We start from the raw sequence: 26,353 nt of genomic DNA on the forward strand, positions 1-26,353 counted from the left end.
TTCCGCGCGGATCGCCGAAAGGGCCGTGCGCCCGGCCACGCCTCGGTACACTCCGTCACTGTCCGCAACCATGCGTGATTCGGGGGCTGGGAGTGACGGTGCTGGTGACGCCGGAAGCCGGGGACAGGATCGCCGCCGGCCGGTACCTCTTGGAGGAACTCCTCGGTAGAGGGGGGATGGGCGTCGTCTGGCGGGCCTGGGACGAGACGCTGAAGCGGCGCGTCGCCCTCAAGTGCGCGCGCCCCGACGACGCCGAGGCCGCGAGGAGGCTCAAGAAGGAGGCGCAGTACGCCGCGCGGCTGCACCATCCGAACATCGTGCCAGTCTTCGACTTCGTGGAGGAGGAGACCGCCTGCTGGATCGTCATGGAGTACGTGCCCTCCCGCAGCCTCGCGCAACTGGTCTCCGAACGAGGGCCGTTGACGCCCGAGGACGCCGGATCGGTGGGCTGCCAGATCGCGGCGGCGCTCGCCCGGTCGCACGCCGGGGGCGTGGTGCACGGCGACGTCACCCCGGAGAACGTGCTCGTGACCGACGAGGGCGTCGCCCGGCTGACGGACTTCGGCATCGCCCGCGCCCTGTGGAGCCACAGCACGCAGACACACACCGCGCCGGGCACCGTGCGCGGAAAGCCCAAGTACCTGGCGCCCGAGGTGGCCAGAGGGGAACGCGGCGGCGAGAAGGCCGACGTCTTCTCGCTGGGCGCGTCCCTGTTCGCGGCCGTCGAGGGCCACTCCCCGTACGGGGAGGTCGAGCATCCGGCGGCCTACCTGGTGCGGGCCATGGAGGCGGACATCGGGACCGCTCGCAGCGCCGGCCGGCTCGCCGCCCCGCTGGACGCGCTCCTCGCGCCGGAGCCCCGGCACCGGCCCGACGCCGCTGCCGCGCACGAGCTGCTGACGCGCGCGGCGCCGCCGCCGGAGCGCGTCCAGGAGCTGCTGCACGACGGCCGCACCCTGGCGTCGGCGCTCGACTCCCTGACGGTGCGGCTGCCGCGACCCCTGCGCCGCAGGCGTCGTGCCCTGGCTTACTCGACAGTGGCGCTCCTCGCGGTGGCGGCGCTCACCGCGGGCCTTCTCGTCCTCCTTCACAGCGACGACGAAAGGGGCGGGGCCGGAGCGGGCGGGCCGGGCGCGACCGGCGCCCGGTCCTCGACGCCGGTACCGGGCCCGGGGAAGGAGGGCACCATCGGCGCCGCCCGTACGGCGGACCCCTGCGCACTGCTCGACGCCCCCTCCCTGAGCCGGTTCGGCGCGACCGAACGGGACCCGTACTACGGGCGGTTCGACCGCTGTGACGTCCTGGTGCGCAACGAGGGCGGGAGGGAGGTGGCCGGTGTCCAGGTGAACCTCGTCAAGGACCCGGCGAGGTTCGGGGACGACGTGCCCACCAGGCGGGTCGGCAACGTCACGCTCGGGACGGCGCGGCGCGACGGGGACGACTGCGAACGGACCATCGCGACCGCCGACAGCGAGCAGATCGTGGTCGTCGGCGAGCGGTACGAGTCCCCGTCCCCCGACCCGTGCCGACTGGCCGACGCCGCCGTCGATCACGCCCTGGGCGTACTGGGCCGGGGCGCGGTCCCCCGGCGCACCGCGAAGCCCGCCGCGCGGTCCCTGGCCCGGCTCGACGCCTGCGAGCTGCTGGACGCCGCCGCACTCGGGCGCCTGCCGGGCGTCGACCCGCGCGAGCCCACCGCCGACTTCGGCCACTGGGGGTGCGGCTGGCGCAGCGCGGACGGCGACACGGGGGCGGAACTCGTCTTCAGCCGGGACAACAGCCTGGAGGACGACGGGGACCCGGTCGTCCTCGCGGGGCGCAGGAGTTACGTGTCGCCGCAGGAGTCAGGCGACGACGAGTGCGTCGTGCGGACACCGCACCGTACCTTCACGAACTCCGCCGGGGAGGACACCGTCGAGCACCTGATGGTGACCGTGTACGGGCCACAACCGGCCGGTCGCCTGTGCGACGCGGCCAAAACGCTCGCGACCACGGCCACCGAGAACATCAGCAAGGAGTTCGAGGACCTGCGGAGTCCGACGCCGAAATGACCGCGAACCGCGCAGCCCCCGCGCGGCGCGGCGGGCCCGCGGTACGGGTCGGCCGCGCGCCTGGGAGCCCGCGGTCCCGGAGGGGTGCCGCCCGGGGCGGCTGACCGGCGGCGGGTCTCACCACTCGCGCGGTCGCGTGTTCCGCGCCGCCCCGCTCAGTCGCCGTCCCAGCCGCCCCAGCGCGCCCGGGCGGGACCAGGCGCGGAAGGCGTCGGCGCGGTGCGGCCCCGAGTGTCCGAGGTGGTCCTCGGCCGCGCGCCGCACCGGGGCGGGCAGGCCGCGCACGGCGGGGCGCAGCACCTCGTCGAGGAGCCCGGTGCTCACCTCGCGCCACACCGGGTCGGCCGCCGCGTGGGCCGTCCAGTCCACGAAGCAGCCCGCGATCAGGGCGGGGTCCGCGCGCAGGAGGCCGCGGAACTCCTCGGTGCGGGCCGTCTCGCCGTACGCGGCCACGAGATCGGCGTCGCCGCTGTGGGCGAGGCCGTACAGCTCGCCCTCCGGGGTGCCGGGGGAGCGCAGCAGCGCTTCGGCGAGCGCGCGGTGCGCGCGGGAGCGGACCTCGGGTTCCAGGGGTTCGGCGGCCCGCCGCAGCCGCACCGCGTGCGCGGCCCAGTCGGTCACCTTCCCGGCCCTGACGTCGTGGGCGAGTTCCAGCAGGAGCAGCGCCGAGCGCTCCCGGGTGTCGAGCCGGTCGGGGAAGGACCGCAGCAGGAGCGGTGCGAGGGCGAAGTCGTAGGGCTCCGTTGTGGGCGTGTGCAGGGCCACGCGCAGCGCGACCTGCCAGGTGCCGGCCGCCCGGTGGCCGTCGGAGCCGGCGGTGTGCAGGACGCGGAGCATCTCGGCGGCGGTGGGCGGTTGTTGTGGCCATATGAGACGTAGTGCGGTGCGCAGCAGCAGGGGCTGGGCGGACCACGAGGGCCGGCTGCCGCGCAGCAGCGTCTCCCAGGCCGTCACCGGGTCGGGGGTGGATTCGCGTACCGCCACGGCCTGCGCGCACATCCGCAGGTGCGGTACCGGTCGCGCGGAGTCCGTCAGCGGCAGGTGCGTCCGGTGCAGGAGCGAGCTGGCCGCGGCCGGGTCCGCGCACGCGAACGTGTCGAGCGAGGGCAACAACGCGGCGCACAGTTCGGGTAGTTCGGCCAGGGCGTCGGGGGAGGGGAGCGCGGCGGCGACAGGGTCCTCGTCCGTCCCGGGGGCGGTGGTGAGGGCGGCGGCCAGGCGGTCGGCGGCGCCGTCGAGGGCGGGTCCGCAGTCCACGCCGAGGACGGCCGCGACCTGGAGGAGTTCGACGCAGCGGCGCGGGGCGGTCGCCGGATCGGCGGTCGCGGCCCGCAACTCCGGTCCGAGCAGCGCGTGCAGCCGCTCGCGGTGCTCCTCGGTGAGAGCGGAGCCGGGCGGTACGGGCGTCCCGGTGAGCAGTCCGCGGACGAGCGCGGCGAGCACGGAGGCGGCGACCGGGGCCGTCGCGGAGAGCGGCACCCGTGCGTCGAGCCGCGTGTACCAGCGCGCGACGGCGACGGCCTCCGCCCGGGTCTCGGGAGGCTCGGCGCACAACACGGCGGCGACCGCGCCCGTTTCAGGGGCCGGTGGGCACTCGTCCGCGAGGTGCCGGGCCGTCGCCGCCCGCAGGTGCGCGGGCAGCCGCAGCCCGCTCGCGAGGGCGGCGAGGCGGAGGGCGTCCGCGTCGAGAGCGGGACGGGCGGCGGCCGCGACGCCGGGCCGCCCCGCGCGCCACAGGAGCGCGGCGACCTCTGCCCACGCGTCCGCGCCGGTCACGTCCGGGGCGGCCGTGTCCGGGGTGGCTGCGGGCGACATGCAGTCCAGCACGTACGGACCGGTTCCCGCAGGGGGCAGGCCGGCCGCCTCCCGGGGCCCGGTGCCCACGATCCGTTGGTGCGCCTGGCCGGGGCACGGGCTGTACGTCGTGAAGGTGAGCCCCCGGGCCTCTTCCGGGGGCAGGACGGCACAGGCCAGGGCGATCCAGCGGGCGACGAGCCCCGGATCGCGTTCCACGACGACCAGGCGCGGTGCTCCGGGCTCCACGAGGACCCGCCGCACGTGGGCGAGGAAAGCCGTGAGCCAGGGACGACGGGAGGCGGCGAAGTCGGCCATGGCCTCGATACCGAGGGCCCCGTCCGGCGGGGCCGTGAGCAGGGCCCCGCGCAGCCCCTCCTCCGCCGCCGTCCCGCGCACCGGCCGGACCGCGTCCCAGAAGGCGACGGGCGGCAGACCGCCGGGCAGTCCCGTTCCCGGCGGCAGATACACCGCGACCGGGCGCGGCACCGGGCCCGCGTGCACCGCGCTCGACAACAGCAGCCCGCCGTCAGCGAGTTGATCCACCGAGTAGGAGAAGGGGGCGGCGGACTCCGTCTCCGCCCGCCGGGTCTCGGCCGCCTGCGCCACGAGGTGACCGAGGAGCGTCCCGGCCTCCTCCAGCACGGAGGGCGCAAGACCCGGCCCCGCGGCGGGCGGCACGGTAAGCCGTACGCGGCGGAGCGGGACGCCCGGCCCGGGCTCCTCGACGTCCACGCGCAGCGGCACCGGCCCCCGGCCGTCCCGGCTTCCGGTACGGGCGCCGCGACCCCCGTTCACCGGTCCGCCCCCGGCCACCCGGCGGCACGTGCACGGCGGACACGGCACGAAGCCGCCGCCCGCCGCGTGTCCGCCGCCCCGGGCAGTCGTCCGAACCTCAGCCCCACGGAACGCTCCTGGTCCCTCGCGCACGATGAGCCCGACGGGCGTCCCTCGCCTCGTACGGGTGCTCGACTCTAGCGGGTGCCCGTCGGCCCGGGCCCGAGGGGCGGGGCACGTGGCGGAGCCGAACTCCTCTTTCCGGACAGACCCTAGGACGACGCACCCGACGGCGTGAGCCCGCGCATGCGCTGGTCCAGTTCGCGGCGGTAGAAGTCGATGAACCCGTCCGGGTCGGGGCCCGCGTTCTGCATCACGAGGCGGTCGAAGCCGGCGTCGACGAAGGGCTGGGCGACCTCGACGTACCGTTCCGGGTCACTGCCGCAGGCGAACCGGGACAGGATGTCCTCCTCGCGGACGGTGGCCGTGGCGGCCTCGAAGTTGGCCGGGTTGGGCAGTTCGCTCATCACCTGCCAGCCCGTCACCGCCCACCGCGAGGTCTTCAGCGCCGCCTGCGCCGCGGTGTGCTCGTCGGCCGCCCAGGCCATGGGTACCTCGACGTAGCGCGGCCCGTCGCCGCCCGCGGAGCGGTAGGTGTCCACCATCCCGCCCTTGGGCTCGGTCGCGAACAGGCCGTCGCCGAGTTCGGCGGCCAGACGGGCCGAGAGCGGGCCGCTCGCGGCCACCGCGATCAGCGGCGAGCGCTGCGGCAGGTCGAAGACCCGGGCGTCGTCCAGCCGCAGGTACCTGCCGTGGTACGACTGGTAACCGCCGCTCCACAGCAGCCTGATGATCTCCAGGGCCTCCCGCAGCCGGTCGTGGCGTTCCGGTACCGAGTTGGGGAAGCCCTCGCCGGTGACGTGCTCGTTGAGGCGTTCTCCCGAGCCCACGCCCAGCGTGAAGCGGTCGTCCGAGACCAGCGCGAGGGTCGCGGCCGCCTGCGCGATGATCGCCGGGTGGTAGCGGACCGTCGGGCAGGTCACGCCGGTGGCCAGACCGATACGGTCCGTCTTCGCCGCGATCGTCCCGAGGACCGTCCACGTGAAGGGCGAGTGCCCCTGGACGTCGAGCCACGGGTGGTAGTGGTCGCTCATCTCCACGAAGTCGAATCCGGCCTGCTCCGCGAGCACCGCCTGCCGGACCAGTTCCTTGGGCCCGAACGCCTCCGAGGCCAGCTTGTAGCCGATCTGCACCGTTTCCTCATTCCTGTCGCCGCCGGTCCTGCGCCGCCCGCCCGTCCTGTGTCGCCGGCCCTCCGCCGCCGGCCGGGGTTCCTGCCGGAGCTGTCGCCGGTGGAAGTGCTCACCGGGCCGTCCGGCTCCTGGTACGAGGATCGGCGGGTGTCACAGGTGTCGGTGGGGTCGGCCGCGTCCGGTCGGCAGAGATCGCTCCCACACTCGCAAGAGGGCCCGAAGGGCGGCCGCCGCCACGCCGCCGGACGACCGGGGCCACCGGTTCGGCCCCACGCGCCGCGCCGGACGGCGCCGGCGGTACGGGTCCGGCGCCGTCCGCCGGTGCCCGCCACGGCAAGAGCACCGGCCGGAGGGCCGCCGAGGGGCCGTACGCGGCCCGGCGTGCGAGCCTGGAAGCCTGGGAGAGGGGGACGGGAGGCAGGTGATCCGGACATGCCCGAGCTGCCCGACGTCGAGGCGTTCCGCGCGATTCTCGTGGACTGTGCCCGGGGCCGCACCATCGCCCGGGTCGAGGTCCACGACCCCGGGGTCCTGCACGACGTCGACGCACGGCACCTGGGCGACGCCCTCGAAGGGCGCCGCTTCACCGAGCCCGGACGGCGCGGCAAGTGGCTGCTCGCGCACACCGGCGGCCCGACCGTGCTGTTCCACTTCGGGATGACGGGACGGCTCGTGTGCGGTGACCCGGACGAACCCCGCCACCCGCACGACCGGGTCGAGTTCGTCCTCGCGGGCGGACGCCGCCTGCGCTATCGGGACCAGCGCAAGCTGAAGGGCCTGTGGCTCGCGGACCGTTCCGGCGTCGCCCGGCTCCTCGGCTCCCAGGGGCCCGACGCCACCGAGGTGACCCGCGGCGCCTTCGACGCGCTGCTGTCGGACCGGCGCGGTGCCGTCAAGGCGGTCCTCACGGATCAGGCCGTCCTGGCCGGGCTGGGCAACCTGCTCGCCGACGAGATCCTGTGGCGTTCCCGGGTCCGCCCCCAGGAGCCGGCGGCAGCCCTCACCCGGGAGCGGCGCCACCGCCTCTACCGGGACATGCGCACCGTCCTGAAGACCTCGGTCCGCGCCGGGCACGTCCCCCCGGAGAACTCCTGGCTGACCGGCCACCGCACCGAATCCGATCCGCACTGCCCGAGGTGCGGCACCCCGCTGAGCCGGACCCGGGTCGGCGGCCGGACCACCTTCTTCTGCCCCCACTGCCAGCGGGCCGGTGGCTGAACCCGGTGACGGGCCCAGGGCTGAGCCGGGCGGTGCGCGCCGTGCGTCACCCGTCGGCTCGCGGCTCCGTTGCCGGAGGGCGGATCAGCTTCGGAGTGCTCGGGGCCTCCGGTCCTCCGGGCGTTTCCGGTACCGCCGGGGCGCGCACCGCCCGGTCACGGCCCCCGGACCGGGCGCCGCAGCGGTCCCGCCCGCCCGGTCCGGTCAGCGCGCGCCGGGCCCAGTCGAGGCCGGGGCCGGGGGGCTGTGGCGCCGGCCAGCCGTTGACCTTCGCGAGGAGTCGCGCGTACCGGTCCCGCTCCGGATCGTCCGCGTACTCCAGCAGGGCCAGGAGCCGGCCGGTTCTCTCCCCGTAGCGGTCCAGGAGGGCGGCCACGAACGGCGCGGCCTCCGCGGCCTCCGGACCGATCCCCTGCGTGAGCGCGGCGCCGGCCACCTCGCGTACGGCGGCGAAGGGGTCCTGGGGCGGCGCCTCGGGGCCCGGAGCGTCCTCGGCGAACGCGATGAAGAGTTCCGCCGCTCGCCGCAGCCGCGTACGGAATTCGGAGTCGGCCAGGAGCTCGGTCAACTCGGCCCAGGCAGACATCTGTTCCGCGTCGGGGCCGGGTTCCGTGTCCGAGGGAAGCTCCGGTGTCAGCGACCGCGCGGCCTCTTCGAGGGCCCGATGCGGACGGACCGTGCCGAGGGTCGTGTCCAGGAACTCCGCCACGATCCGGTGCCGTTCGCGTTCCGTTGCCCCGACCCGCTGGTGCATGAGATCCAACTCCTCAGCTGAGAGACCGTGTCGGGCTGCTGTCTCCAGCACGGCCCGGTGTCGGCGCAGTACCCGTATCTGCGCGTCGAGCGCGTCGATGTGCGTGGTGGCGACCTCGGCGAGCGAGGAACGCCCTTCCACCAGCGCCCGTACGGTGGGCAGGGGGACCCCGAGCGCGCGCAGCGTGCGCACCAGGTTCAGCCGCGCCGTGGCGTCGGCCCGGTAGAGGCGGTACCCGGCGGGGCTGCGGGCGGCCGGCGCCACGATCCCCTCGTCGGAGTAGAAGCGGACCGCCGACACCGACAGCCCTGTGCGGCGCGCGAGTTCACCGATCGACAGCAGCCTGGAGCAGGCGCTTTCGTCCTCGGGCCCGCCGCCTTCGCCCGCAGCCGTTCGGAGGCCGTCCCCGCCCACGCGGCCATCGTGCTCGTTCATTCGGCCATCGTGGGGTCTCAAGCGGGTGGAGACTCAAGGGGAGGGCGAAAGGTGCCAGGCGTGGTCGCCCCCGGAGGCGAAGGGGCCGTCCAGCGCGGCCCATTGCAGGAGCAGGATCGTCTTCCCGTCGGTGACGCGTCCGTCACGGGTCATGGCGAGGGCCTCGGCGAAGGGCAGTTCGAGGACCTCGATGTCCTCGCCCTCCTCCTCCACCCCGCCACCCGTCCCGGTCCGGTCGGCCGGGGTGTAGGGGGCGGCGAAGAAGTGGAGGCGTTCGGTCACGGAGCCGGGGCTCATGTACGCGTCGAGGACGTGGGTGAGCGGGCCGAGGGCAACACCGAGTTCCTCGGCGCTCTCACGGCGGACGGCGGCGGGCGCGTCGTCCGCGTCGAGCAGTCCTGCGGCAGCTTCCACGAGCATGCCGTCCGGGTGGTCGTTGACGTAGGCCGGGTAGCGGAACTGGCGGGTGAGCAGGACCCGGCGGCGTTCGGCGTCGTAGGGCAGCACGACGGCGCCGTCGCCGCGGTCGTAGGTCTCGCGCTGCTGGGTCTCCCAGCGTCCGTCGCGGCGGCGGTAGTCGAAGGTGGTGCGCCGCAGGACGTGCCAGCCTTGCGAGGTCACCTCCACGGCACGGACCACGACGCCGGGATTGCGGTCCAGGCCGCGTCCGGCCCGGTCGAGGCCGGTGCGGCCGCGGTGGTCCGGGATGTCGACACCGGGACGGTCTGTCACGCGTTCTCCTGAGGGGTACGTCGGGGGCCCGGCCATGTCGTGGCGCACGACGGGCGGCGCGGTCGTGCGTCGTCGGCGGGGGAGCCGCACGGCCCCGAGACCGTGACGAGCATGGGCCTTGGCGATCACGGGGCGCTACACTACACGCAGAAACGTGCAAGAACGGGAAAGAGTGTGTCCGCTCGTGCGTGGTGAACGGTACGACCCGTGCTGGGAGCTGGAGGGGTGAGACCTCCATGTGTCCCGGCCGTGCGAGGGGGTACCTAGGATTCCGGAATGACGAACAGCGCCTACTCCCTGCTCGGGCCGCGTGTGGCCATACGTCACCTGCGGCGTCAGGACTACGAGGAGCTCACGGCGCTGGGCCGGGAGAGCGCCGAGATGCTCGACCGCTGGCTGGGCACCCGCGATGACACGGTGGAAGCGTTCGAGAAGTACCTGGAGCGGTTCGAGCGGCCCAGTCACGAAGGATTCGTGATCTGCCTGCGCGCCACCCACGGGATCGTCGGTGGCGTGAACATCAACAACATCGTCAGGGGTGCGCTCCAGAGCGGGACCCTCGGCTTCACCGCCTACGCCTCCACGACCGGCCGTGGCTACATGACCGAGGGGGTGGGCCTCGCGATCCGGCTCGCCTTCGGGCCGCTGGGACTGCACCGTCTGGAGGCGAACATCCAGCCGGACAACGCCCCCTCACGAAAGCTCGCCGAGCGCCTGGGTTTCCGGCGCGAGGGCTACTCCAGCTTCTTCCAGCGCGTCAACGGTGAATGGCGCGACCATGAACGCTGGGCCCTCACCGCCGAGGCGGCGTGAACGATTACGGCTCGGTGGCCCGTCAGGGATGTGGAGACCTTCCGAAACCTAAACAGTGAAGGCATTTGCCTTGGCTGCTTAGGGGAAGTTACCTTCGACGGTATGGAACCCCTGACCGAAACCGGCATCCGTGCGTCCTTCGTGAACTGCACCAAGGGCGAGGCGAAGCGGCTGCACGTGCCCCGGGATCTGGGGGAGCTGCGCTGGGGCGACCTGGACTTTCTCGGCTGGCGCGATCCGGCCGCCCCCGATCGCGGGTACCTCGTCGTGCCCGGCGGGTCCGAGGGGGCCGGCCCCGTGGGTGTCGCGCTGCGGGCCACGACCGCGCGGCGCGGCACGGCGCACCGGGGCATGTGCTCGGTCTGCCTGACCACCCACCCCGGCAGCGGTGTGGCCCTGATGGCTGCCCGCAAGGCCGGGGCGGACGGGCGTAAAGGGGACTCCGTGGGGGCGTACATGTGCGCCGGTCTCGACTGCCCGCTGTACGTGCGCCGCATCAAGGTCTCGAAGGCCGTCGGCGGCCGTCCGCAGGAGTCGCTGACGCTCGACGAGCAGATCGCCCGCACGCTCGCGCGCCTCGACGCGTTCGTCGGCAAGGTCCTGCGCTGACCCCGCGTGCTCTCGCGTGCATACGTGACATGGCCCGCGTGCACCCGTGACTTGGCCCGTGCGCACGCCTGACGGGGTCGCGGCAGCCCGTCCGCAAGCGGGATTCCTCTCGCGCCGCGTCCCCTCGCGCGGCAGGATGGCGGGGGCGCCCGGCCCGGACGCCACGCACGCGTCGCGAGGCACGGGACACGCGCACCGCACACGCGAAGGAAACGCCCCCACAGCCGGAACGCACGCACACCTGAAGAGCACGCAACGCACAAGCACGCAACGCACAAGCACGGATCACACGTACGCACTGCGGAGGCAATCGACCATGGCGGCGACACCCACCCCCTTCACCTCGGACGACTACCGGTCCCGCATGGACCGGGCGGCTGAGGACGCGCGGGACGCGGGTCTGGGCGGGCTGGTCGTCGCGCCCGGGCCCGACATGGACTGGCTCACCGGCTACCGTCCGCCGGCGGCCACGGAACGGGCCACCCTCCTGGTGCTCGCGGCCGGCCGCAAGCCCGTCCTGATCGTTCCCGCCCTGGAGGCGCCCGACGCGGAGAAGGCGCCCGGCGCGGCGGTCCTCACCTTCGAGGCGTGGCGCGACGGGGTCGACCCGTACGGGCTGGCCGCACCACTGCTCGCCCAGGGCGGACGCTTCGGGGTCAGCGACAACGCGTGGGCGCTGCACCTGCTGGGCCTGCAGAGGACGCTTCCCGGGACGCGGTACGTCGCGCTGAGCGAGGCGCTGCCGATGCTGCGCGCCGTGAAGGACGAGGCCGAACTGGACCGGCTCGCGGCGGCGGGCGCGGCGGCCGACGCGACGTACGAGGAGATCAAGGGCGTACGGTTCGCCGGGCGCAAGGAGACCGAGGTGGCCCGCGATCTCGCCGCGCTCCTCATCGGGCACGGCCACTCGCAGGTCGACTTCACCGTCGTCGGCTCGGGCCCCAACGGGGCGAACCCGCACCACGAGGCGGGGGAGCGGACCATCCAGGAGGGCGACACCGTAGTCCTCGACTTCGGTGGCCTCAAGCACGGCTACGGTTCCGACACCACCCGTACCGTCCACGTCGGCGAGCCCTCGCAGGAGGTACGGGACGTGCACGCCGTGGTCCTCGCCGCGCAGCGCGCCGGTTGCGCGGCGGTCCGTCCCGGTGCGGCCTGCCAGGACATCGACCGCGCCGCCCGCCAGGTCATCGAGACGGCCGGGTACGGCGAGTACTTCATCCACCGCACCGGGCACGGAATCGGCGTCACGACGCACGAACCGCCGTACATGATCGAGGGGGAGAGCCGGGAACTGGTCCCCGGCATGTGCTTCTCCGTCGAGCCCGGCGTCTACCTCCCCGGCCGCTTCGGCGTCCGGATCGAGGACATCGTGACCGTGACGCAGGATGGCGGCCGACGCCTGAACCGGACCTCCCGCGAACTGGCGATCGTGGAGTAGGGGGTCCCGGGGCGAGGAGGAGGGGCACGAGGTCAGCGGCCGGTCGCGGGCGGCACGGAGGCCGCCCCATCGGCCGCGGCCGCCCGCTCCGCCGCCTTCGTCGCCGTCCGGACGCGGTCCGGCCTCCGGTGCGGGCGCAGCAGCAGGCAGGCCAGGGCGCCGACAGTCAGTACGGCGACCGACAGGCGGGCCGTCGTGTGCAACGTGGCGGTGAAGGCGTCCGCGTAGCTCTCGCCGTGCGCGAGTCCGGAGGCGAGCCCGCTCTGGAGCAGCGCGCTCACGGCGGCCGCCCCGACCACTGAACCGATCTGGCGCACCGTGCCGTTGACGCCCGAGGCGGCCCCGGCCAGATGGCGCGGCACGTACCGCATCGCCTCGGCGGACATGGGCGCGAGGACGCAGCCGACACCGACACCGGTGAGGAGGGTCCCGGGCAGGAAGTCGGGCCAGGTGCTGCCGGGACGCGCGAGCAGCGCCAGGGTGACGACCCCCGAGGCGTAGCAGAGCAGTCCGGTGAGCAGCACGTAGGTGCCTCCGACACGGTCCGCCAGCCGCCCCGCGAACGGGCCGAGCGCCAACGAGACGAGGGAGGACGGCGCGAGAACCAGCCCGGCCTGCGCGGCGCCGAGGTGTGCCACCGACTGGAGGTACAGATTGAACGGCAGCACCAGGCCCAGCATCGCCACGGAGAAGAGGCCCACGAGCGCCGTCATCGCGGTGAAGTTGCGCTCCCGGAAGAGGGCGAAGGGGACGAGCGGTTCCCGGTCCTGCCGACGGCGCTGGTGCAGTACGAAGGCGACCGCCAGCACCGCTCCCGCGCCCAGCAGCGTCAGGATGCCCGCGTTCCAGTGGTGGCCGCCGCCCTCCTGCAGGCCGAAGGCGAGGCAGAACAGAGCGGCCGTCACCAGCAGCACCCCGGGGAGGTCGAGGCGGCGGGCACGACCCGGCCGGAGGTCGGGCACCACCAGGAAGGTCAGAACGAGCGCCGCGGCGCCCACCGGCAGATTGACCAGGAAGACCCAGCGCCAGCCCGCCGCCGACACCAGGAAGCCGCCGAGCGTCGGCCCGCACAGCGTGGCGAGACCGGCCACCGACCCCCACACGCCCATCGCCGTACCGCGCCGCTCGGCGGGGAAGACGGCGACGATCAGCGTCGTCGTCTGCGGGGTGAGCAGCGCCGCCCCCAGGCCCTGCACGATCCGCGCCCCGATGAGCGCCGCCGCGGTCGGGGCGAGCCCGCACGCCAGGCTCCCGAGGGTGAAGACCGCCAGCCCGGCCGCGAACAGGTTGCGCGGCCCCCACAGGTCGCCCAGCCTGCCGGCCGTGACGATCAGGGCCGAGAGCGTCAGCGCGTAGGCGCTCACCACCCACAGGGTCTGGCCGAGCGAGGCACCGAGGCCCGCCATCAGGTCGGGGATCGCGATGTTCACGATCGTCAGGTCCAGCAGGGTCATGAAGAACCCGAGCGAGAGCGTCACCAGGACCGCCCACGGATTCACTCGCCGAGCGCGCATACGTTCGTCCGCCTCTTCTCCCCGTCCCGGCCACCCCGGGCGTCTGGCGAGAAAGGTAACCCATCTATTTCGATGCATCAAGGTGAATGCATCTAGAGGGATGGATTGGGTGGGGGCTGTGATTGCGCTGAGGGGCAGTGGGCAGTGATCTCACCGGCCCTGGATGCATCCCCTGCGATGTATTGATCACGATGTAATCTGCGGGCCATGAACGGAGTCGAGCTGTTTCTCCTCGGGCGGACCCTGACGAAGATCGGTGAGGCCGCGATGCCGGAGCCGGAGGGCGGTGCGGCGCGGCACGGTGGCAGTACGCGGTCGGTCCTGATCGTCGCGAGTGACGTGGCCGGTCATCCCGACAGCGCGGTGGGGGAGATCGCGGCGCGGACCGGCCTGCCGCAGAGTCAGGTCTCCACGGCCGTCGCCCGCCTCAGGCAGGCCGGCGCCGTGGTCACGGCCGCCGACCCGGCCGACCGCAGGCGCCTTCTGGTCCGTCAGGCGCCGCAGCTCTCCGCCCGGGTCGCCGAAGTCCGGTCCGGCACCGTGGACGAGGCGCTGGCCTCGGCCCTCGGCGAACACGCGCCCGAGGCCCTCGACGAGGTCAGGCGAGCGCTGGACGTCCTGGCCCGCCACCTGTCGCCCGGCGCCGCCACGCGCGCACGGCCCTGAGCCCGTCCCGGCCTCCGGGCGGCACCCGAGCGCGGCCTCTTGCGGACCCGTGAGCCGCGCGCTTTCATGGCAAGCCCCCACGGGGACCGCCCCACCGGTCCGCACGCCAAGGAGCAACGCAGCCATGCGTATTCGTCCCGCTCGCACCGTCCGTCGCCGCCGCCTGCTGACAACGTTGTCCGTTCTCGTGGTGCTCGGCGCCACCGCTCCGGCCGCCGGTGCGGCCCCGGGTTCCTCACCGGGCGTCGCCGCCGCGCCCGGCGACCACCGTGTCGTCGTCTACTACCAGACGCAGTTCGCGGGTGACACGTACGTCTCCCCGCGCGAACTCACCGATCGCGGCACGGGGGTCACCGACGTGATCGTCGGCGCGATCCACCTCAACGACGACGGCGGGGTCACCCTCAACGACACTCCGCCGGGCGACGCGAAGTTCGACGGGATGTGGGGCGATCTCGCGGCCGTCCAGGACAGTGGCGTGCGCGTCCTCGGCATGGTCGGCGGCGCCGCGGCCGGAAGCTTCCAGCGGCTCGACACCGACTTCGACACCTACTACCCGAGGCTGAAGCAGGTCATCACGGACCACGGTCTCGACGGTGTCGACCTCGACATCGAGGAGTCCATGTCGCTGGGCGGCGTCGAGCGGCTCATCGACCAGTTGCGGGCCGACTTCGGCTCCGGGTTCACCATCACCCTCGCCCCGGTGGCCACCGCGCTCAACGGCGGCGGGAACCTCTCCGGGTTCGGCTACGACCGGCTCTACGAGGACCGCGGTGACTCCATCAGCTGGTTCAACGCCCAGTTCTACTGCGGCTGGGGCTCGCTGAACGACACGAGTGGATACGACGGGATCATCGGCCACGGAAAGGTCCCGGCCTCCAAGGTGGTCGCCGGAACGCTGACCAACCCCGCCAACTGCGGCAGCGGCTACGTCCCGGTCGACACTCTGGAGTCCACGGTCTCCGCGCTCTCCGCCAAGTACCAGGACTTCGGGGGAGTGGCCGGCTGGGAGTACTTCAACTCCGAACCGGGCGGCGCCGCGGCGCCGTGGGAGTGGGCCGCGCACATGTCCGGCGCCCTGGGCTGAGCAAGCGCCGGGGCGGTGGGCGCGGCCGCACGCTCATCGCCCCGCGAAGCCGCCCCGGTCCCCGTCCTCGTTCCGGTCCCGCTCGGGGTTCGGCAGGGGGTTCTCGAAGCTGACGTGCGCGGCGATGTCGCGCAGCATCGCGCGGTAGTGGGCGCGGTGGCGGACGGCGGTCGTGGCCAGGGTGAGCAGCGCGAGCCGCGTACGGTCGGGGTGCGGAAGATGCGCGTGGAACTGGAGCAGTGACTGCTCCCGAGGCAGCCCGAGACCCGGCGGGGCGTGTCGCACCGTTTCACTGAACGAGACGGGACCGCAAGCGAGTTCACTCAGCTCGATCGCCTCATGGCCACCGCCCGTCACGGCACGCGCGGCGGTCACGCGCCCCGGCGCCCAGGCCGTCTCACGCCAGGCGACGGTGAAGAGGGAGAGCAGCGTCGATCCGGAACCGGCCGTACCGTCGTCGCCCTCGTCGTCCTGGTGCAGACCCAGGGAACAGTGCACGGTCCCGACCTCGGTGAGCGCCTTGACGTACTCCCGCGACTGCGCCAACTCCCCCTCGAACCGGCGCCGGGCGTCCTGCGGCAACCTCTCCACCAGGGGCGCGATCCCCGCGCGCAGCCGTACGGCCTCCACCGAGCCTTCGGGAGCCAGCAGGGCTGCGAACGGAAGGGGCCGGAACCCGGCGGGTTGCGCGAACCAGATGCCGGTGTGCGGCGCGTACGCCGAGTCGTCGATGAGGTAACGGGGCTCGTCCCGGCCCGTGTTGACGTCGCCGGTCATTCGGGCCGCGCCGGGGTGGGCGGGGCGTGACCCGGGGCCTGCGCGCGGCGTGCGGACTCGGCCTGTTCGAGCGCTCTGACCAGGGGGAACCAGGGCGGGACGACTGCCTTTTTGTCCTGTTCGTTTTTGGGGAGGTGGCGCACTAGGTGGAGTCGGCGGGGGGTGTCCTTGCGGCCTGGTCCGGCAATCACGCCAGCGAGCCAGGGATTGCCGGAGAACCAAAGGGGAGTGATGTCGGCCCGTTGCTCCGGTGTGGGCTTGGGTACCAGTCGCCTCAGCCACCACTGGGTGCGGTAGTGGCTGGAGAAGACGACGGGGACGAGGTCGCTGCCCCCGGTGGGGTCGGGGAATTCGAACCATCCCATGGAGGAACCGCCCTGATCCGGACGTTCGTTGCCGTCACGCGGTACGTCGTACAGGATGTGCCAGGGACAGGTGCGCAGGACTTGGGCGATCCGCAGGACGTCCCGCACGCAGACGCCTTGCACCAGCAGCCGATATCCGCAGTACCCCATGGTGAGCGCGATGATGAGGGCCATCCATGTGGGCAACAGGATGACGTACACGGCGAGCGAGCCGGGTAGCGCGACGGCCCAGCCGACCACTCCTGCGAGGGTGATCGCCAGATGGCGCCACCACGCGCGGCGGGTTGGCCGGTGCTCCCAGGCTGTTGCGGCTTCGGTTGGGTTCACGATGTTGGGCTTTCTGGTTGGGCGGGTCAAGTCCTGTGGGTCAGGTACCGGCAAGATGACGGACCAGGTCGAGGAGCGCGCCTGCGTCCATGACACCGCGCGAGCCGTCGACGCCGGTCGTCACGTCCTTCGCCGTGTCGTTGTCGACGGCGTCCACAGCGCTGGAGACGAGTCCGTAACCGGCCGTCACCACGCCCAGACCGCCCGACACAGTCTCCAGCGCCTCGCCGAGGGCGGCTGGATTCCGTGCGCCACGCACGAACCGCTCCAGCAGAGGATTCCCGAGACCTGAGATCGAGCGTGCCTCGTTCATGGTCTGACTGCCGAAGAGGCTGAGTCTTTGGCCCAGCGAAAGAACCTCCTCGCCGCGTCGCAGAACGTTCGCGGCTCCGGTGATTCCCTTCCCCGCAGCACCGGCCCCGGGCAAGAAGCCCAGTACGTCCCCGCCGACGCTGACCGCGTTGCCCCAGAAGTCCGAGTCGAACTCCCCGTTCGCGAAGCCGTCCTTCAGAGAGGCCAGCACGGCGGGATCGCTCAGGCGCAGCGCCAGCGCCCCCGCGCTCATCGCCGCCGCGGCCAGCAGCAGCACCGCCGCCGCCGTTCCCCCGGTCACCACGAACAACGCTACGAGGCCTACGACACCCGCCACGAAGCTCAGGATGTCCGGCAGGTTCTCGCTGATCCAGGAGCCGAGGTCCTCCAGCCAGCCCGGCTCGTGCGGGGCCAGTTTGTGGGTGGCCTCGCTGATCCCGCGGGCGCGTAGGCGGGCCTTCTCCTCGTGTTCGGTGGCGAGGTCCTTGGCCCGGCGCAGGATGCCGTCCAGGACGTCCTGGACGTCGTCGGCGGAGGATTCCGCCCGCTTCAGGTCCTTCTTCGCCGAGTCGTGGCGGGTGCCCTTCCTGTCCAGGTCGGGGTCCTCGCGGGCGGTGTCCGCGCGGCCCTTCGCCTCGGCCAGGGCGGCGCGGGCGTCCTCCGCCTCGCCGTCCAGCTTCTTCGCGCGACGCCGGAACTCCTCCAGTTCCGTCTCCCACAAGCCGAGTTGCTTCGCCGCCTTGCTCAGGGAACGGGCGGCGTTCTTCAGGTTGAGCGGGAGCGGGCCGCCGTCGATCTGCTCGCGGAAGGCGACCGCCGCGTCGCCCTTCCAGTAGCCGCCGTCCATGAGCCTGCTGACGAGGTCATGGGTCTCGGACAGTGTCCTGGCCGCTCCGGTGACCTTCCGGCGCAGTGCGGCGACCGTCTCCGTGTCGCCGGGGACGGGGTGGAAGCCGAGGTGCGGGTAGTCCGGGTTCGGGATGTGCGGGCTGGACTGGAGGCCCTGGGGTTTGTCCAGGTCGGCCAGTACGGAGTTGGACGGCGGCTTGCCGGTCCCCGTCCCGCCCCCGGCGCCCGGTCCCTCCAGCCCCGGTGTGTACGTCATGAACGAGCCTTACCGGACGCGCCCTTGCCGCCCTTGATGTTCTCCTCCAGGGCGCGGTCGACCTCGCGGTAGCTGTCCCGGCTCTGGCCGATGATCTTCGCGAGGTCCTCGGTCTGCTTGCCGATCTGCTCGGCCCCGTACTTCCAGTCGCCCTGGAAGTCCTCGCAGGCACCGTCGAGATCGTCCGTGCCGAGCCCGGTCACCGTGGCACCGCCCAACGCCTTCCGGATGCCCTTCATCGCATCGGCTGATTTGCTGAGCATCTTCATGAAGTGGTCGAGTTCGTCACCGTCCACTGCGAGCCGGTCGGCCACCTCTTCCCCTCCCGCGCCGTGGATCGGTCGGTATCCGGCGCGGACCTGAGCCTAACGATCGAGGCGACGGGAGAGGTGCGGGAACGAGAGGGGCCGGCCGCGGGTGTCATTCCGCGAGGAGCACGCACGAGGCGGCCGGTACGGTCACCGTTCCTCCCCCGTCCGGCTGGCCGGCCTCGTCCCACGCGGCCAGTACGCGCAGGGGGCCGGGACCGACCGGGATCTCGGCGGGCGCCCCGCCGAGGTTGACCGCGAGGCGTACGTCCCCGCGCCGTACCGACAGCAGGCGCCGTTCCTCGTCGAACACGACCTTGACCGCCGCCAGGTCGGGCGCGAGGAGGTCGGGGCGGGACTGGCGCAGCGCGATCAGGGTCCGGTACCAGTCGAGGAGCCGGGCGTGCGGGGCGCGGTCCGGCTCCGACCAGTCCAGGCAGGAGCGGTCCCGCGTCGCGTGGTCCTGCGGGTCCGGGATGTCCTCGGCGGCCCAGCCGTGCGCCGCGAACTCCCGCCTGCGGCCCTGCCGTACGGCCTCGGCCAGTTCGGGATCGGTGTGGTCGGTGAAGAACTGCCACGGCGTCCCGGCGCCCCACTCCTCGCCCATGAACAGCATCGGCGTGAACGGGGCGGTCAGCACGATCGCCGCCGCGCAGGCCAGCAGGCCCGGCGGCAGCGTCGCCGGGAGACGGTCCCCCTGCGCGCGGTTGCCCACCTGGTCGTGGGTCTGCGCGTAGCCGAGGAAACGGTGTGCCGAGGTGTGCGTACGGTCCACCGGGCGCCCGTGGTGGCGGCCCCGGAACGAGGAGTACGTACCGTCGTGGAAGTAGCCCCCGGTGAGCGTCTTCGCGAGCGCGGCCAGCGGGGCGCGCGCGAAGTCCGCGTAGTAGCCCTGCGCCTCACCGGTGAGCACCGTGTGGAGCGCGTGGTGGAAGTCGTCGTTCCACTGCGCGTCCACGCCGAGGCCGTGCTCGGGTCGCGGGGTCACCACACGCGGGTCGTTGAGGTCCGACTCGGCGACGAGGAACAGGGGGCGGCCGGTCTGCGCCGCGAGCGAGTCGACGGCCGCCGAGAGCTCCTCCAGGAAGGTCAGCGCCCGCTCGTCGCACAGCGCGTGCACCGCGTCGAGCCGCAGCCCGTCGATCCGGTAGTCCCGCAGCCAGGCCAGCGCACTGCCCAGCAGGTAGGCGCGCACCTCGTCGGAGCCCGGGGCGTCCAGGTTGACGGCCGCGCCCCACGGCGTGTGATGCGTGTCCGTCAGGTACGGTCCGAAGGCCGGGAGGTGGTTCCCCGAGGGGCCGAAGTGGTTGTGGACGACGTCGAGGACCACGCCGAGGCCCCGCGCGTGCGCCGCGTCCACGAACCGCTTCAACGCCTCGGGACCGCCGTACGGTTCGTGCACGGCCCACAGCGACACCCCCTCGTACCCCCAGCCCCAGCGCCCCGGGAACGGGCACACCGGCATCAGCTCGACGTGGGTGACGCCGAGGTCGGCGAGGTGACCGAGGCGGGCCGCCGCCGCGTCGAGGGTGCCTTCCGGGGTGTACGTGCCCACGTGCAGCTCGTAGAGGACGGCGCCCGGCAGCCCGCGCCCCGCCCAGTCGTCCGACCACGCGTGGCGGTCGTGGTCGACGACGGCGCTCAGCCCGTCCGGCCCGTCCGGCTGACGCCGCGAGCGCGGATCGGGCAGGACGGGACCGCCGTCCACCGCGAAGCCGTAGCGCGTGCCGTCCCGGGCCTCCGCCCGCGCCGCCCACCAGCCCGGCCGCTCCGGATCGCGGGTCATCGGCCGCGACTCGTCCTCCACCCGGAGCGTGACCTGCTCCGCGTCTGGTGCCCACACTGCGAACTGCACGGACGCTTCCCCTCGGTTCCTGGCCGGCTGCTGACGGTGACAGCGCCCGTCCATGGTGCGTCAGCGACACGCTTCGTGCCGGTGATTCACCGAGCCCGGCCGGGCCGTGCGTGTCGCGACGCGCTCCACACGCGGACCCGGCGGTCGAGCGGGCAGGCGCGAGCGACGTCCGGCCGTCCCGGCCGAGGGCGCTGCCGGTCACCGTACTGATGTCCTCCGGGGCGGCGTTCCAATCCGGGGCGGGGCTCCGATCAGGAGAGCGGCCGGTCTCACGCTCACGACGTCCACGGCGGACCGCCCGACCGTCGCCGTGCGCCCCGGGCGCACTCTCCTTCGCCACAAGCACGCAACAGCCCTCCCGTCGCGGCCCGTTTCCTTTGCGCGGACGCCGTGGCCTGGCCGACAATCGGCGGTGTGACGTCGTCCTACGAGTTCCCCGCCCTGCCGCTGCCGCGCCCCCGGGTGACGGACGCGGACCGCGACCGGGCCCTCGCGGCGCTCCAGCAGGGCGCGGCCGAGGGCCGGCTCTCGCAGGAGACCTTCCTGCGCCGCCTCGACCTGGCGCTGGCCGCCCGGCACGCGGAGGAACTGGCCGCGCTCACCGCCGACCTCGACAGCCCCGGCCGCGTCTCCCGTGCCGTCTTCGGCGCGGTCGGCGCGGTCTCCGGATTCGCCGAGGGGCTGCGCCGCGCGTGGTGGGCGGAGCGCCTGCCGAAGCTGCTGCTGCCCTCCCCGCTGCTGGGCGTCCCCCTGCGCATCGGCCGCGACCCGGCCAACGGGCTTCGCCTGAGCCACGACACGGTGTCCCGCGTACACGCCGAACTCGCCCACCAGGCCGGCGTCTGGGTCCTGCGCGACCTCGGCTCGACCAACGGAACGACGGTCAACGGCCGTCGCGTCGTGGGCGCGGCCGTCGTCAGGGACGGCGACCACGTGTCCTTCGGACGGATGACGTACCGGCTGGCGGCGGCCTGACGGGCGGGGCCGGGCGGGACGGGCCCGCCCGTCTCCCGCGGGCGGCCCGGGACGGCGGACCGTTCACCTCTGGTGCAGCCCTCTGCCCGCCAGCGTGAGGAAGCTTTCGCCGACCGCCTCGGAGAGCGTCGGATGCGGGTGCACGTGCTGCGCGACATCGCCCGCCTCCGCGTCCCAGCCCACGATCAGCTGGCTCTCCGCGATTATCTCCGAGACGTGCGGGCCCACGAGATGCACCCCGAGCACGCGGCCCGCGCGCTCCGCCACGACCTTCACCAAGCCGCCCCTGCCGTGCACCATGCCCTTGGCCACCGCCGTGAGCGGCATCCGGCCCACGACCACGTCGTAGCCCTCCGCGCGCGCCTGCTCCTCGCTCAGCCCGACCGCTGCCGTCTGCGGGCTCGCGTACGTCACCCGGGGCACCGTGGCATAGTCCACGGGGCGCGGCGCGCCGCCTGCCAGGACCTCCGCGACGAGCATCCCCTCCGCGAACGAGGCGTGCGCGAGACCGAGCGAGGGCGGCGGCAGCAGATCACCGACCACGTGCACCCCGGGCGCCGAGGTCTCCAGCCGCGACCAGTCCGCCGGCGCCACGAAGCCGCGGGCGTCGGTGCCCAGCCCGGCCGCCGCGAGGCCCAGCCCCTCGGTGACCGGCTCACGGCCCACCGCGACCAGGAGCCGCGCCGCGCTCAGCGTCGTCGTATCCCCGCGCGGGGATACGATCCGTGCCCGCACCCCGTCGGGCGTGACCTCCGCGTCCAGGAGCCGGGTGCCCTCCCGTACGTCGATGCCGCGCCCCCGCAGACCGCGCCGCAGATGCCTGCTCACCTCGGCGTCCTCCAGCGGAACGATCCGCTCGGCCGCCTTCACGAGCGTGACGTGCGCGCCGAACGACCGGTGCAGCGAGGCGTACTCGACGCCGATCGCCCCGCCGCCCAGCACCAGGACCGACTCCGGCAGGCCCGGCGCGAACAGCGCGTCGTCGCTCGTCACGACCCGGCTGCCGTCCGGGGCCGGCCCCGGCAGGGCACGCGGGCGCGAACCGGTGGCCAGGACGATGCCGCGCCGCGCCGTCCACGTGCCCGAACCCGCCGTACGCACCGTGCGCGGACCGCCGAGCGCCGCCGTGTCCCGCACCACGCGGACCCCGGCCTGCGCGAGGTGCGATGCGACGCCCCGGTGATTGCGGTGCACGATGTCGTCCCGCGTCGCGACCAACGCCGGCCAGTCGATCGACTCGACCACCGAGCGCAGCCCCCAGCGGTCACGTCCCTCGGCGATGCCGTCGGCCAGTTCCGCCGCGTGCAGCATCGCCTTGCTCGGCACGCACCCCCGGTGCAGGCACGTCCCGCCGACCTTGTCCCGTTCCACGAGCGTCACGTCCAGTCCGAGGGCCGCCGCGCGCAGGGCGGTGCTGTAGCCGCCGGTACCGCCGCCGATCACCACGACATCCGCGACCAGAGGAGCATGAGAGGAGTTCATGCCCGCAAGTCTTCGCCGGACAACGGTGCGCGGTCCAAGGCAATAAAGTCGGCGCAGCCATGCAGAATCTTCATGGCGTCGCGGTCGCGGGGTGCGGCCGGAACGAGCGCGGGAGGCGGGGAGCGGGATGAGTCTGCGGCAGATGGAGTACTTCCTGACGGTAATCGAGGAGGACTCGTTCACGCGGGCCGCCGAGGCCCTGTACGTCACGCAGTCGGCGCTCTCCCACCAGATCAAGGCCCTCGAACACGCGGTGGGCGGCCCGCTGCTGGAGCGGCTGCCGCGCGGCGTCCGGCTGACCCCGATGGGCCGCGCCTACCTGCCGCACGCCGCCCGCGCCGTGCGCAGCGCGGCCCAGGCGCGGCGCGCCGCCCGCGCCGCCGCGGTGGAGGGCGGCGAACTGCACATCGCGGCGCTCCACGCCCTCGCTCTCGGCGTCATGCCGCGCCTGTTCGCCCAGTGGCGGCGGCTGCACCCCGGCACGGTGCTGCACCTGCACGAGTTCGCCACGACGGAGGCGCTGGAGGAACAAGTCCAACGGGGCGCCGCCGACCTCGCCTTCGGCCCGCCGCCGCGCGACTGGACCGGCACGGTGCGGGAGGTCGGGACCGAGGAGATCGTCCTGGTCGTCCCGTTCGACGACGCGCTGGCCGGCCGGACGGAAGGCGTCCGGCTGGCCGAACTCGCCGACCGCGACTGGGTCCGGTGCGCGCTGGAACCGGTCGTCCACGGACAGCCGTTCCTCGACCACGCCTGCGCGCTGGCCGGGTTCACCCCGCGGACAGCCGTGCGCACGGAACACACGTCCACAGCGGTCCGGATGGCCGCTGCCGGCCTGGGCCTGAGCGTCGTCCCCGCCCACGTGGCCCGCGAGAGCGTCGGCGAGGACTGCGCACTGGTGACCCTCGACCCGCCGTGGTCCCGCCCCGTCTGCGCCCTCTCCCGCCGGCCGCCGGAGGGCGCCGCCGCCGGTTTCGTGGATCTCGTCGTACGGGAGTGGCGGGAGGGGGCGGGGCGCGCGGTGAGCGCGGCCCCCGCCTGAGCGCTCACGTGGCGGGCCGCTCCTCGCGCCCGTCGTCCGTGGCGGCGAGGTCCCCGGGCACCAGCGAGAAGAGGTCGAGGTCGATCCGTCCCGCGTGGACGAAGCCCGCGTTGCGCAGGACCCCCTCGTGACGCGTGCCGGCCTTGAGGGCGACCTTCCGGGACGCCGCGTTCTGCGTGGCGGCCCGCACTTCCAGGCGCTCGAAGCCCTGCTCCGTCAGGAGCCGGCGCCCCACCTCACGCGTCGCCTCGGTCGCGGTGCCCCGGCCCCGGGCCCACGCGGACACCCAGTACCCGACCTCGCTCACGCGCGCCGCCCAGTCCGTCCGCTTCAGCCCGGTGGTGCCCGCCGGCCGGCCGGTCCCCGCCTCGGTGACGGCGAAGTGGATCCCGTCGCCCGACTCCCGGAGGGAGTGCGCGATCTTCGTGCACCACGCGGCCGCGTCCTCACGGGTGCAGGGCTGCGGGAGCGGCAGCCACCGCTGGATGAGCGGGTCCGCGCAACTCGCCCGCGTCTCCTCGATGTCGGACGCGTCGAACGGGCGCAGTATCAGCCGGGCGGTGCGCAACGTGGTCTCGGTGAACATGTAAGGGGCCCCCCGTTTTTCATGGCCTTCCGTGCCGGGACGCCGGCAAGGGGCGCCGCAGTCCCTCGGCGGACCCTGACGGGTGGGCGCGGGATGCGGGGCCGAGGCCGTGACGAGGCCCTCGCCCACGTGCGGCTCGGCCCCGGCCGTGTGGCTGGTCCCAGTCCGCCCGCGGCTCAGCCTCGGCCCGGTCCCTGGTGGTCGCCGTCCGACGCTCCGGAGAGCAGGCCGCAGCTCGCGAAGTTCATGCAGCCGCACTCCAGGCAGTCCGCCACCGCTGCCCGAAGAAGGCGCAACTCCTCGATGGCCGTGTCGAGTTCGGGCAGTTTGCGGGTGGCCAGAGCGCGCCACTGGCGGCTCGCGCCCGTCGTCGTGTCCGGGTCGAGCAGGCCCCGGATCTCGGCGAGGGTGAAACCCGCCCGCCGGGCCATCCGGATCAGCGCGACGCGTCGTTCCGCCGTCGCCGGCCACATCCGGCGGCCGCCCTCACGCCGCGCGCCCGGCAGCAGCCCCAGCGACTCGTAGTAGCGCAGCGCGGAGGCCCGCAGGCCGACCCGCCGGGCGAGTTCGCCGATCGCCAGATACCGCATGGCCCTCCCCCGCCTCCCGCCGCACTCGTCCTCTTCCTCATCACGTCATTATCCGCCGCCGTACCGCGAGCCGGCACCTGGCACGGGCGTTTGTCTTCACGCGCTCGGCTTCACGCGCTTGGTGTCAGCGCTTGACTTCACGCGCGCTTGAACCCCGAGGCTGACGCGGCATGACCCCCCTGCGGCTGCTGCCCGCGCCCTACCGTGCCCTGCTCACCCTCCGACCGGTACGGCGTCTGCTGCCCGCGCTCGTCGCCTCCGACCTGGGCGACGGCATGAGCGCGGTCGCCGTCGCATGGCTCGCCGTGGGGCTCGCGCCGGAGGGACGGGCCGGGCCGCTCGTCGGGCTCGCCGTCGCCGCGTACGCGCTGCCAGGGGTGCTCGGCGCGCTGCTGTTCGGGCGTCGGCTGCGTCGTCTGCCCCCGGCCGCGCTGCTGCGCGCCGACGCCCTGACCCGCGCCTGTTTCCTCGCCGCCGTCCCGATCGCCCTGCTGTGCGGGCTCCTGCACCCCGCCGTGTACGTCGGGCTGCTCGCCGGTTCCTCGGTCCTGCACGCGTGGGGCGGCGGCGCCAGGTACGCGCTGCTCGGCTCGCTCGTCCCCGAGGCACGGCGCGCCGCCGCCAACGCCCTGCTCAGTACGAGCACCTGGATGTCGACCATCGCGGGCCCGGCTCTCGCCGGGTTGCTCACGGCCTTCACCGACCCTGCCGTGGTTCTCGGCCTCGACGCGCTCACCTTCGCCCTGCTCGCCCTGCGGGTGGGAACGGTGGACGCCCCCGGCGTCCGGGGGGCAGCCGGAGCCGGCCCCGCCCCCGGTTCCGTGCGCGGTGTCCTGCGCGCGCAACCCGTCCTGCTCGGCCTGCTGCTTCTGACCTGGGGCTTCAACTTCCTGTACGGGCCGGTGGAGGTCGCCCTCCCGCTGTACGTGCACGACGTGGCCGGAGCGGGTGGCGGTCTGCTCGGTCTGTACTGGTCTCTGTTCGGCTGTGGCGCCGTCCTCGGCACGCTCACGGTGGGCGTCCTGCGGACCCTGCCGGTGCGCGGCGTCGTCCTCGGCATCGTCGCGGGTCACGGACTGGCGCTCCTCACCTTCTGGCCGCCCGCCCCGGCCCTCGTCCCGCTCACCGGCTTCGCCGTCGCCGGGGCCGTCTACGGCCCGTACAGCGCGCTGTCGTACACCCTCTTCCAGGAACTGACCCCGGCCGCTCTGCTGACCTCCGTCCTCGCCCTGCGCGGCGCCGTCCTGCTCACCGCCGCCCCGCTCGGCTCCGCCCTGGGCGGGCCGCTGAGCGGCGTGCTCGGCGCCCGCGCGACCCTGGGTGCCACCGGCGCCGCCATGGTCGCCCTCGCCGCGGCGGCCACCGTGGCGGTCCTGCCGCGCTCCGTCCTCGGCGCTCGCCGTGCCCGCCGCCCTCACCCGTCCGGCCGCGGCCGCCGCGCGGGCCGGCGGGCCCGGTGATCGGCTGGGACCCCGGAACGTGGGC

General features: G+C 73.8%; 23 protein-coding genes. 10 read left to right on the forward strand and 13 right to left on the reverse strand.

The window, feature by feature from the left end; all coding sequences use genetic code 11:
- Window positions 1–98 precede the first annotated feature (98 nt).
- Window positions 99–2,051 (forward strand): serine/threonine-protein kinase, encoded by a 1,953-nt coding sequence (locus AB0J21_RS15920; protein ID WP_363146535.1) that lies wholly within the window; start codon window positions 99–101, stop codon window positions 2,049–2,051.
- A 117-nt stretch (window positions 2,052–2,168) separates the two neighbouring features.
- Here AB0J21_RS15920 and AB0J21_RS15925 read toward each other — a convergent pair whose 3' ends face one another.
- Window positions 2,169–4,643: a GTPase-associated protein 1-related protein gene (locus tag AB0J21_RS15925; protein ID WP_363146536.1), complete on the reverse strand. Its 2,475-nt coding sequence runs from the start codon at window positions 4,641–4,643 to the stop codon at window positions 2,169–2,171.
- Window positions 4,644–4,894: 251 nt separating this feature from the next.
- Window positions 4,895–5,875 carry a TIGR03557 family F420-dependent LLM class oxidoreductase gene (locus AB0J21_RS15930; RefSeq protein WP_363146537.1) on the reverse strand — a complete coding sequence of 327 codons (981 nt, stop codon included), beginning with the start codon at window positions 5,873–5,875 and terminating at the stop codon, window positions 4,895–4,897.
- A 432-nt stretch (window positions 5,876–6,307) separates the two neighbouring features.
- On the opposite strand from AB0J21_RS15930, the gene AB0J21_RS15935 reads away from it, so the two are divergent.
- The gene (locus AB0J21_RS15935; RefSeq protein ID WP_363146538.1) at window positions 6,308–7,093 is read left to right on the forward strand and encodes a DNA-formamidopyrimidine glycosylase family protein; all 786 of its coding nucleotides are present in this window, start codon (window positions 6,308–6,310) and stop codon (window positions 7,091–7,093) included.
- Between the two features lie 46 nt (window positions 7,094–7,139).
- Here the strand turns inward: AB0J21_RS15935 and AB0J21_RS15940 are convergent, their stop codons facing one another.
- Together AB0J21_RS15940 and AB0J21_RS15945 are read right to left on the reverse strand one after the other, a co-directional pair.
- Complete coding sequence (locus tag AB0J21_RS15940) at window positions 7,140–8,282, reverse strand: MerR family transcriptional regulator (RefSeq protein ID WP_363146539.1); 1,143 nt, start codon at window positions 8,280–8,282, stop codon at window positions 7,140–7,142.
- 33 nt (window positions 8,283–8,315) lie between these two features.
- Window positions 8,316–9,014, reverse strand: a complete 699-nt coding sequence (locus AB0J21_RS15945) for an NUDIX domain-containing protein (protein ID WP_363146540.1) — start codon at window positions 9,012–9,014, stop codon at window positions 8,316–8,318.
- 276 nt (window positions 9,015–9,290) lie between these two features.
- Here AB0J21_RS15945 and AB0J21_RS15950 point away from each other — a divergent pair, with 276 nt between their 5' ends.
- The 3 genes from AB0J21_RS15950 to AB0J21_RS15960 all read left to right on the forward strand — a co-directional run bounded on the left by AB0J21_RS15950 (window position 9,291) and on the right by AB0J21_RS15960 (window position 11,877).
- Window positions 9,291–9,827, forward strand: coding sequence for a GNAT family N-acetyltransferase (locus tag AB0J21_RS15950; RefSeq protein WP_363146541.1), 537 nt, complete (start codon window positions 9,291–9,293; stop codon window positions 9,825–9,827).
- A gap of 102 nt (window positions 9,828–9,929) precedes the next feature.
- The gene (locus tag AB0J21_RS15955; RefSeq protein WP_363146542.1) at window positions 9,930–10,436 is read left to right on the forward strand and encodes an FBP domain-containing protein; all 507 of its coding nucleotides are present in this window, start codon (window positions 9,930–9,932) and stop codon (window positions 10,434–10,436) included.
- Window positions 10,437–10,752: 316 nt separating this feature from the next.
- Complete coding sequence (locus AB0J21_RS15960) at window positions 10,753–11,877, forward strand: Xaa-Pro peptidase family protein (protein ID WP_363146544.1); 1,125 nt, start codon at window positions 10,753–10,755, stop codon at window positions 11,875–11,877.
- Between the two features lie 32 nt (window positions 11,878–11,909).
- Here the strand turns inward: AB0J21_RS15960 and AB0J21_RS15965 are convergent, their stop codons facing one another.
- On the reverse strand, window positions 11,910–13,391 hold the full coding sequence (locus AB0J21_RS15965) for a DHA2 family efflux MFS transporter permease subunit (RefSeq protein ID WP_363146545.1): 1,482 nt from the start codon (window positions 13,389–13,391) through the stop codon (window positions 11,910–11,912).
- Window positions 13,392–13,598: 207 nt separating this feature from the next.
- On the opposite strand from AB0J21_RS15965, the gene AB0J21_RS15970 reads away from it, so the two are divergent.
- Window positions 13,599–14,057, forward strand: coding sequence for a MarR family transcriptional regulator (locus tag AB0J21_RS15970; RefSeq protein WP_363146546.1), 459 nt, complete (start codon window positions 13,599–13,601; stop codon window positions 14,055–14,057).
- A gap of 124 nt (window positions 14,058–14,181) precedes the next feature.
- Window positions 14,182–15,144 carry a glycosyl hydrolase family 18 protein gene (locus AB0J21_RS15975; protein WP_363146548.1) on the forward strand — a complete coding sequence of 321 codons (963 nt, stop codon included), beginning with the start codon at window positions 14,182–14,184 and terminating at the stop codon, window positions 15,142–15,144.
- A 33-nt stretch (window positions 15,145–15,177) separates the two neighbouring features.
- Here AB0J21_RS15975 and AB0J21_RS15980 read toward each other — a convergent pair whose 3' ends face one another.
- The 5 genes from AB0J21_RS15980 to treZ all read right to left on the reverse strand — a co-directional run bounded on the left by AB0J21_RS15980 (window position 15,178) and on the right by treZ (window position 20,193).
- Window positions 15,178–15,921: a hypothetical protein gene (locus AB0J21_RS15980; protein WP_363146549.1), complete on the reverse strand. Its 744-nt coding sequence runs from the start codon at window positions 15,919–15,921 to the stop codon at window positions 15,178–15,180.
- Window positions 15,918–16,613, reverse strand: coding sequence for a hypothetical protein (locus AB0J21_RS15985; RefSeq protein WP_363146550.1), 696 nt, complete (start codon window positions 16,611–16,613; stop codon window positions 15,918–15,920). The genes AB0J21_RS15980 and AB0J21_RS15985 overlap by 4 nt, the downstream gene beginning before the upstream one ends.
- Window positions 16,614–16,653: 40 nt before the next feature.
- Complete coding sequence (locus tag AB0J21_RS15990) at window positions 16,654–18,030, reverse strand: hypothetical protein (RefSeq protein WP_363146551.1); 1,377 nt, start codon at window positions 18,028–18,030, stop codon at window positions 16,654–16,656.
- The gene (locus tag AB0J21_RS15995; protein WP_363146552.1) at window positions 18,027–18,344 is read right to left on the reverse strand and encodes a hypothetical protein; all 318 of its coding nucleotides are present in this window, start codon (window positions 18,342–18,344) and stop codon (window positions 18,027–18,029) included. The genes AB0J21_RS15990 and AB0J21_RS15995 overlap by 4 nt, the downstream gene beginning before the upstream one ends.
- Before the next feature lie 106 nt (window positions 18,345–18,450).
- Window positions 18,451–20,193 carry a malto-oligosyltrehalose trehalohydrolase gene (gene treZ, locus AB0J21_RS16000; protein WP_363146553.1) on the reverse strand — a complete coding sequence of 581 codons (1,743 nt, stop codon included), beginning with the start codon at window positions 20,191–20,193 and terminating at the stop codon, window positions 18,451–18,453.
- Between the two features lie 414 nt (window positions 20,194–20,607).
- On the opposite strand from treZ, the gene AB0J21_RS16005 reads away from it, so the two are divergent.
- Entirely contained in the window at window positions 20,608–21,168 is a 561-nt protein-coding gene (locus tag AB0J21_RS16005) for a DUF1707 and FHA domain-containing protein (protein WP_363146554.1), read from the forward strand.
- 63 nt (window positions 21,169–21,231) lie between these two features.
- Here AB0J21_RS16005 and lpdA read toward each other — a convergent pair whose 3' ends face one another.
- The gene (gene lpdA, locus AB0J21_RS16010; RefSeq protein WP_363146555.1) at window positions 21,232–22,650 is read right to left on the reverse strand and encodes a dihydrolipoyl dehydrogenase; all 1,419 of its coding nucleotides are present in this window, start codon (window positions 22,648–22,650) and stop codon (window positions 21,232–21,234) included.
- A 127-nt stretch (window positions 22,651–22,777) separates the two neighbouring features.
- Here lpdA and AB0J21_RS16015 point away from each other — a divergent pair, with 127 nt between their 5' ends.
- Window positions 22,778–23,692: a LysR family transcriptional regulator gene (locus AB0J21_RS16015; RefSeq protein WP_363146556.1), complete on the forward strand. Its 915-nt coding sequence runs from the start codon at window positions 22,778–22,780 to the stop codon at window positions 23,690–23,692.
- A gap of 4 nt (window positions 23,693–23,696) precedes the next feature.
- Here the strand turns inward: AB0J21_RS16015 and AB0J21_RS16020 are convergent, their stop codons facing one another.
- Window positions 23,697–24,278 (reverse strand): GNAT family N-acetyltransferase, encoded by a 582-nt coding sequence (locus AB0J21_RS16020; protein ID WP_363146557.1) that lies wholly within the window; start codon window positions 24,276–24,278, stop codon window positions 23,697–23,699.
- 176 nt (window positions 24,279–24,454) lie between these two features.
- Entirely contained in the window at window positions 24,455–24,868 is a 414-nt protein-coding gene (locus AB0J21_RS16025; protein WP_363146558.1) for a MerR family DNA-binding protein, read from the reverse strand.
- Between the two features lie 170 nt (window positions 24,869–25,038).
- Between AB0J21_RS16025 and AB0J21_RS16030 the strand changes: the two genes are divergently transcribed.
- Window positions 25,039–26,328: an MFS transporter gene (locus tag AB0J21_RS16030; protein WP_363146559.1), complete on the forward strand. Its 1,290-nt coding sequence runs from the start codon at window positions 25,039–25,041 to the stop codon at window positions 26,326–26,328.
- Window positions 26,329–26,353 lie beyond the last annotated feature (25 nt).

Origin of the sequence: Streptomyces sp. NPDC049954, from assembly GCF_040656295.1 — a bacterium.
In the GTDB taxonomy this organism is placed as follows: domain Bacteria; phylum Actinomycetota; class Actinomycetes; order Streptomycetales; family Streptomycetaceae; genus Streptomyces.

What these genes read in the sequence shown, in the direction of transcription:
- AB0J21_RS15935 (WP_363146538.1), top strand. Translation starts at nt 6,308, where the DNA reads ATGCCCGAGCTGCCCGACGTCGAGGCGTTCCGCGCGATTCTCGTGGAC.
- AB0J21_RS15940 (WP_363146539.1), bottom strand. Translation starts at nt 8,282, where the DNA reads ATGAACGAGCACGATGGCCGCGTGGGCGGGGACGGCCTCCGAACGGCT.
- AB0J21_RS15950 (WP_363146541.1), top strand. Translation starts at nt 9,291, where the DNA reads ATGACGAACAGCGCCTACTCCCTGCTCGGGCCGCGTGTGGCCATACGT.
- AB0J21_RS15955 (WP_363146542.1), top strand. Translation starts at nt 9,930, where the DNA reads ATGGAACCCCTGACCGAAACCGGCATCCGTGCGTCCTTCGTGAACTGC.
- AB0J21_RS15960 (WP_363146544.1), top strand. Translation starts at nt 10,753, where the DNA reads ATGGCGGCGACACCCACCCCCTTCACCTCGGACGACTACCGGTCCCGC.
- AB0J21_RS15965 (WP_363146545.1), bottom strand. Translation starts at nt 13,391, where the DNA reads ATGCGCGCTCGGCGAGTGAATCCGTGGGCGGTCCTGGTGACGCTCTCG.
- AB0J21_RS15970 (WP_363146546.1), top strand. Translation starts at nt 13,599, where the DNA reads ATGAACGGAGTCGAGCTGTTTCTCCTCGGGCGGACCCTGACGAAGATC.
- AB0J21_RS15975 (WP_363146548.1), top strand. Translation starts at nt 14,182, where the DNA reads ATGCGTATTCGTCCCGCTCGCACCGTCCGTCGCCGCCGCCTGCTGACA.
- AB0J21_RS15980 (WP_363146549.1), bottom strand. Translation starts at nt 15,921, where the DNA reads ATGACCGGCGACGTCAACACGGGCCGGGACGAGCCCCGTTACCTCATC.
- AB0J21_RS15990 (WP_363146551.1), bottom strand. Translation starts at nt 18,030, where the DNA reads ATGACGTACACACCGGGGCTGGAGGGACCGGGCGCCGGGGGCGGGACG.
- lpdA (WP_363146555.1), bottom strand. Translation starts at nt 22,650, where the DNA reads ATGAACTCCTCTCATGCTCCTCTGGTCGCGGATGTCGTGGTGATCGGC.
- AB0J21_RS16015 (WP_363146556.1), top strand. Translation starts at nt 22,778, where the DNA reads ATGAGTCTGCGGCAGATGGAGTACTTCCTGACGGTAATCGAGGAGGAC.
- AB0J21_RS16020 (WP_363146557.1), bottom strand. Translation starts at nt 24,278, where the DNA reads ATGTTCACCGAGACCACGTTGCGCACCGCCCGGCTGATACTGCGCCCG.
- AB0J21_RS16025 (WP_363146558.1), bottom strand. Translation starts at nt 24,868, where the DNA reads ATGCGGTATCTGGCGATCGGCGAACTCGCCCGGCGGGTCGGCCTGCGG.
- AB0J21_RS16030 (WP_363146559.1), top strand. Translation starts at nt 25,039, where the DNA reads ATGACCCCCCTGCGGCTGCTGCCCGCGCCCTACCGTGCCCTGCTCACC.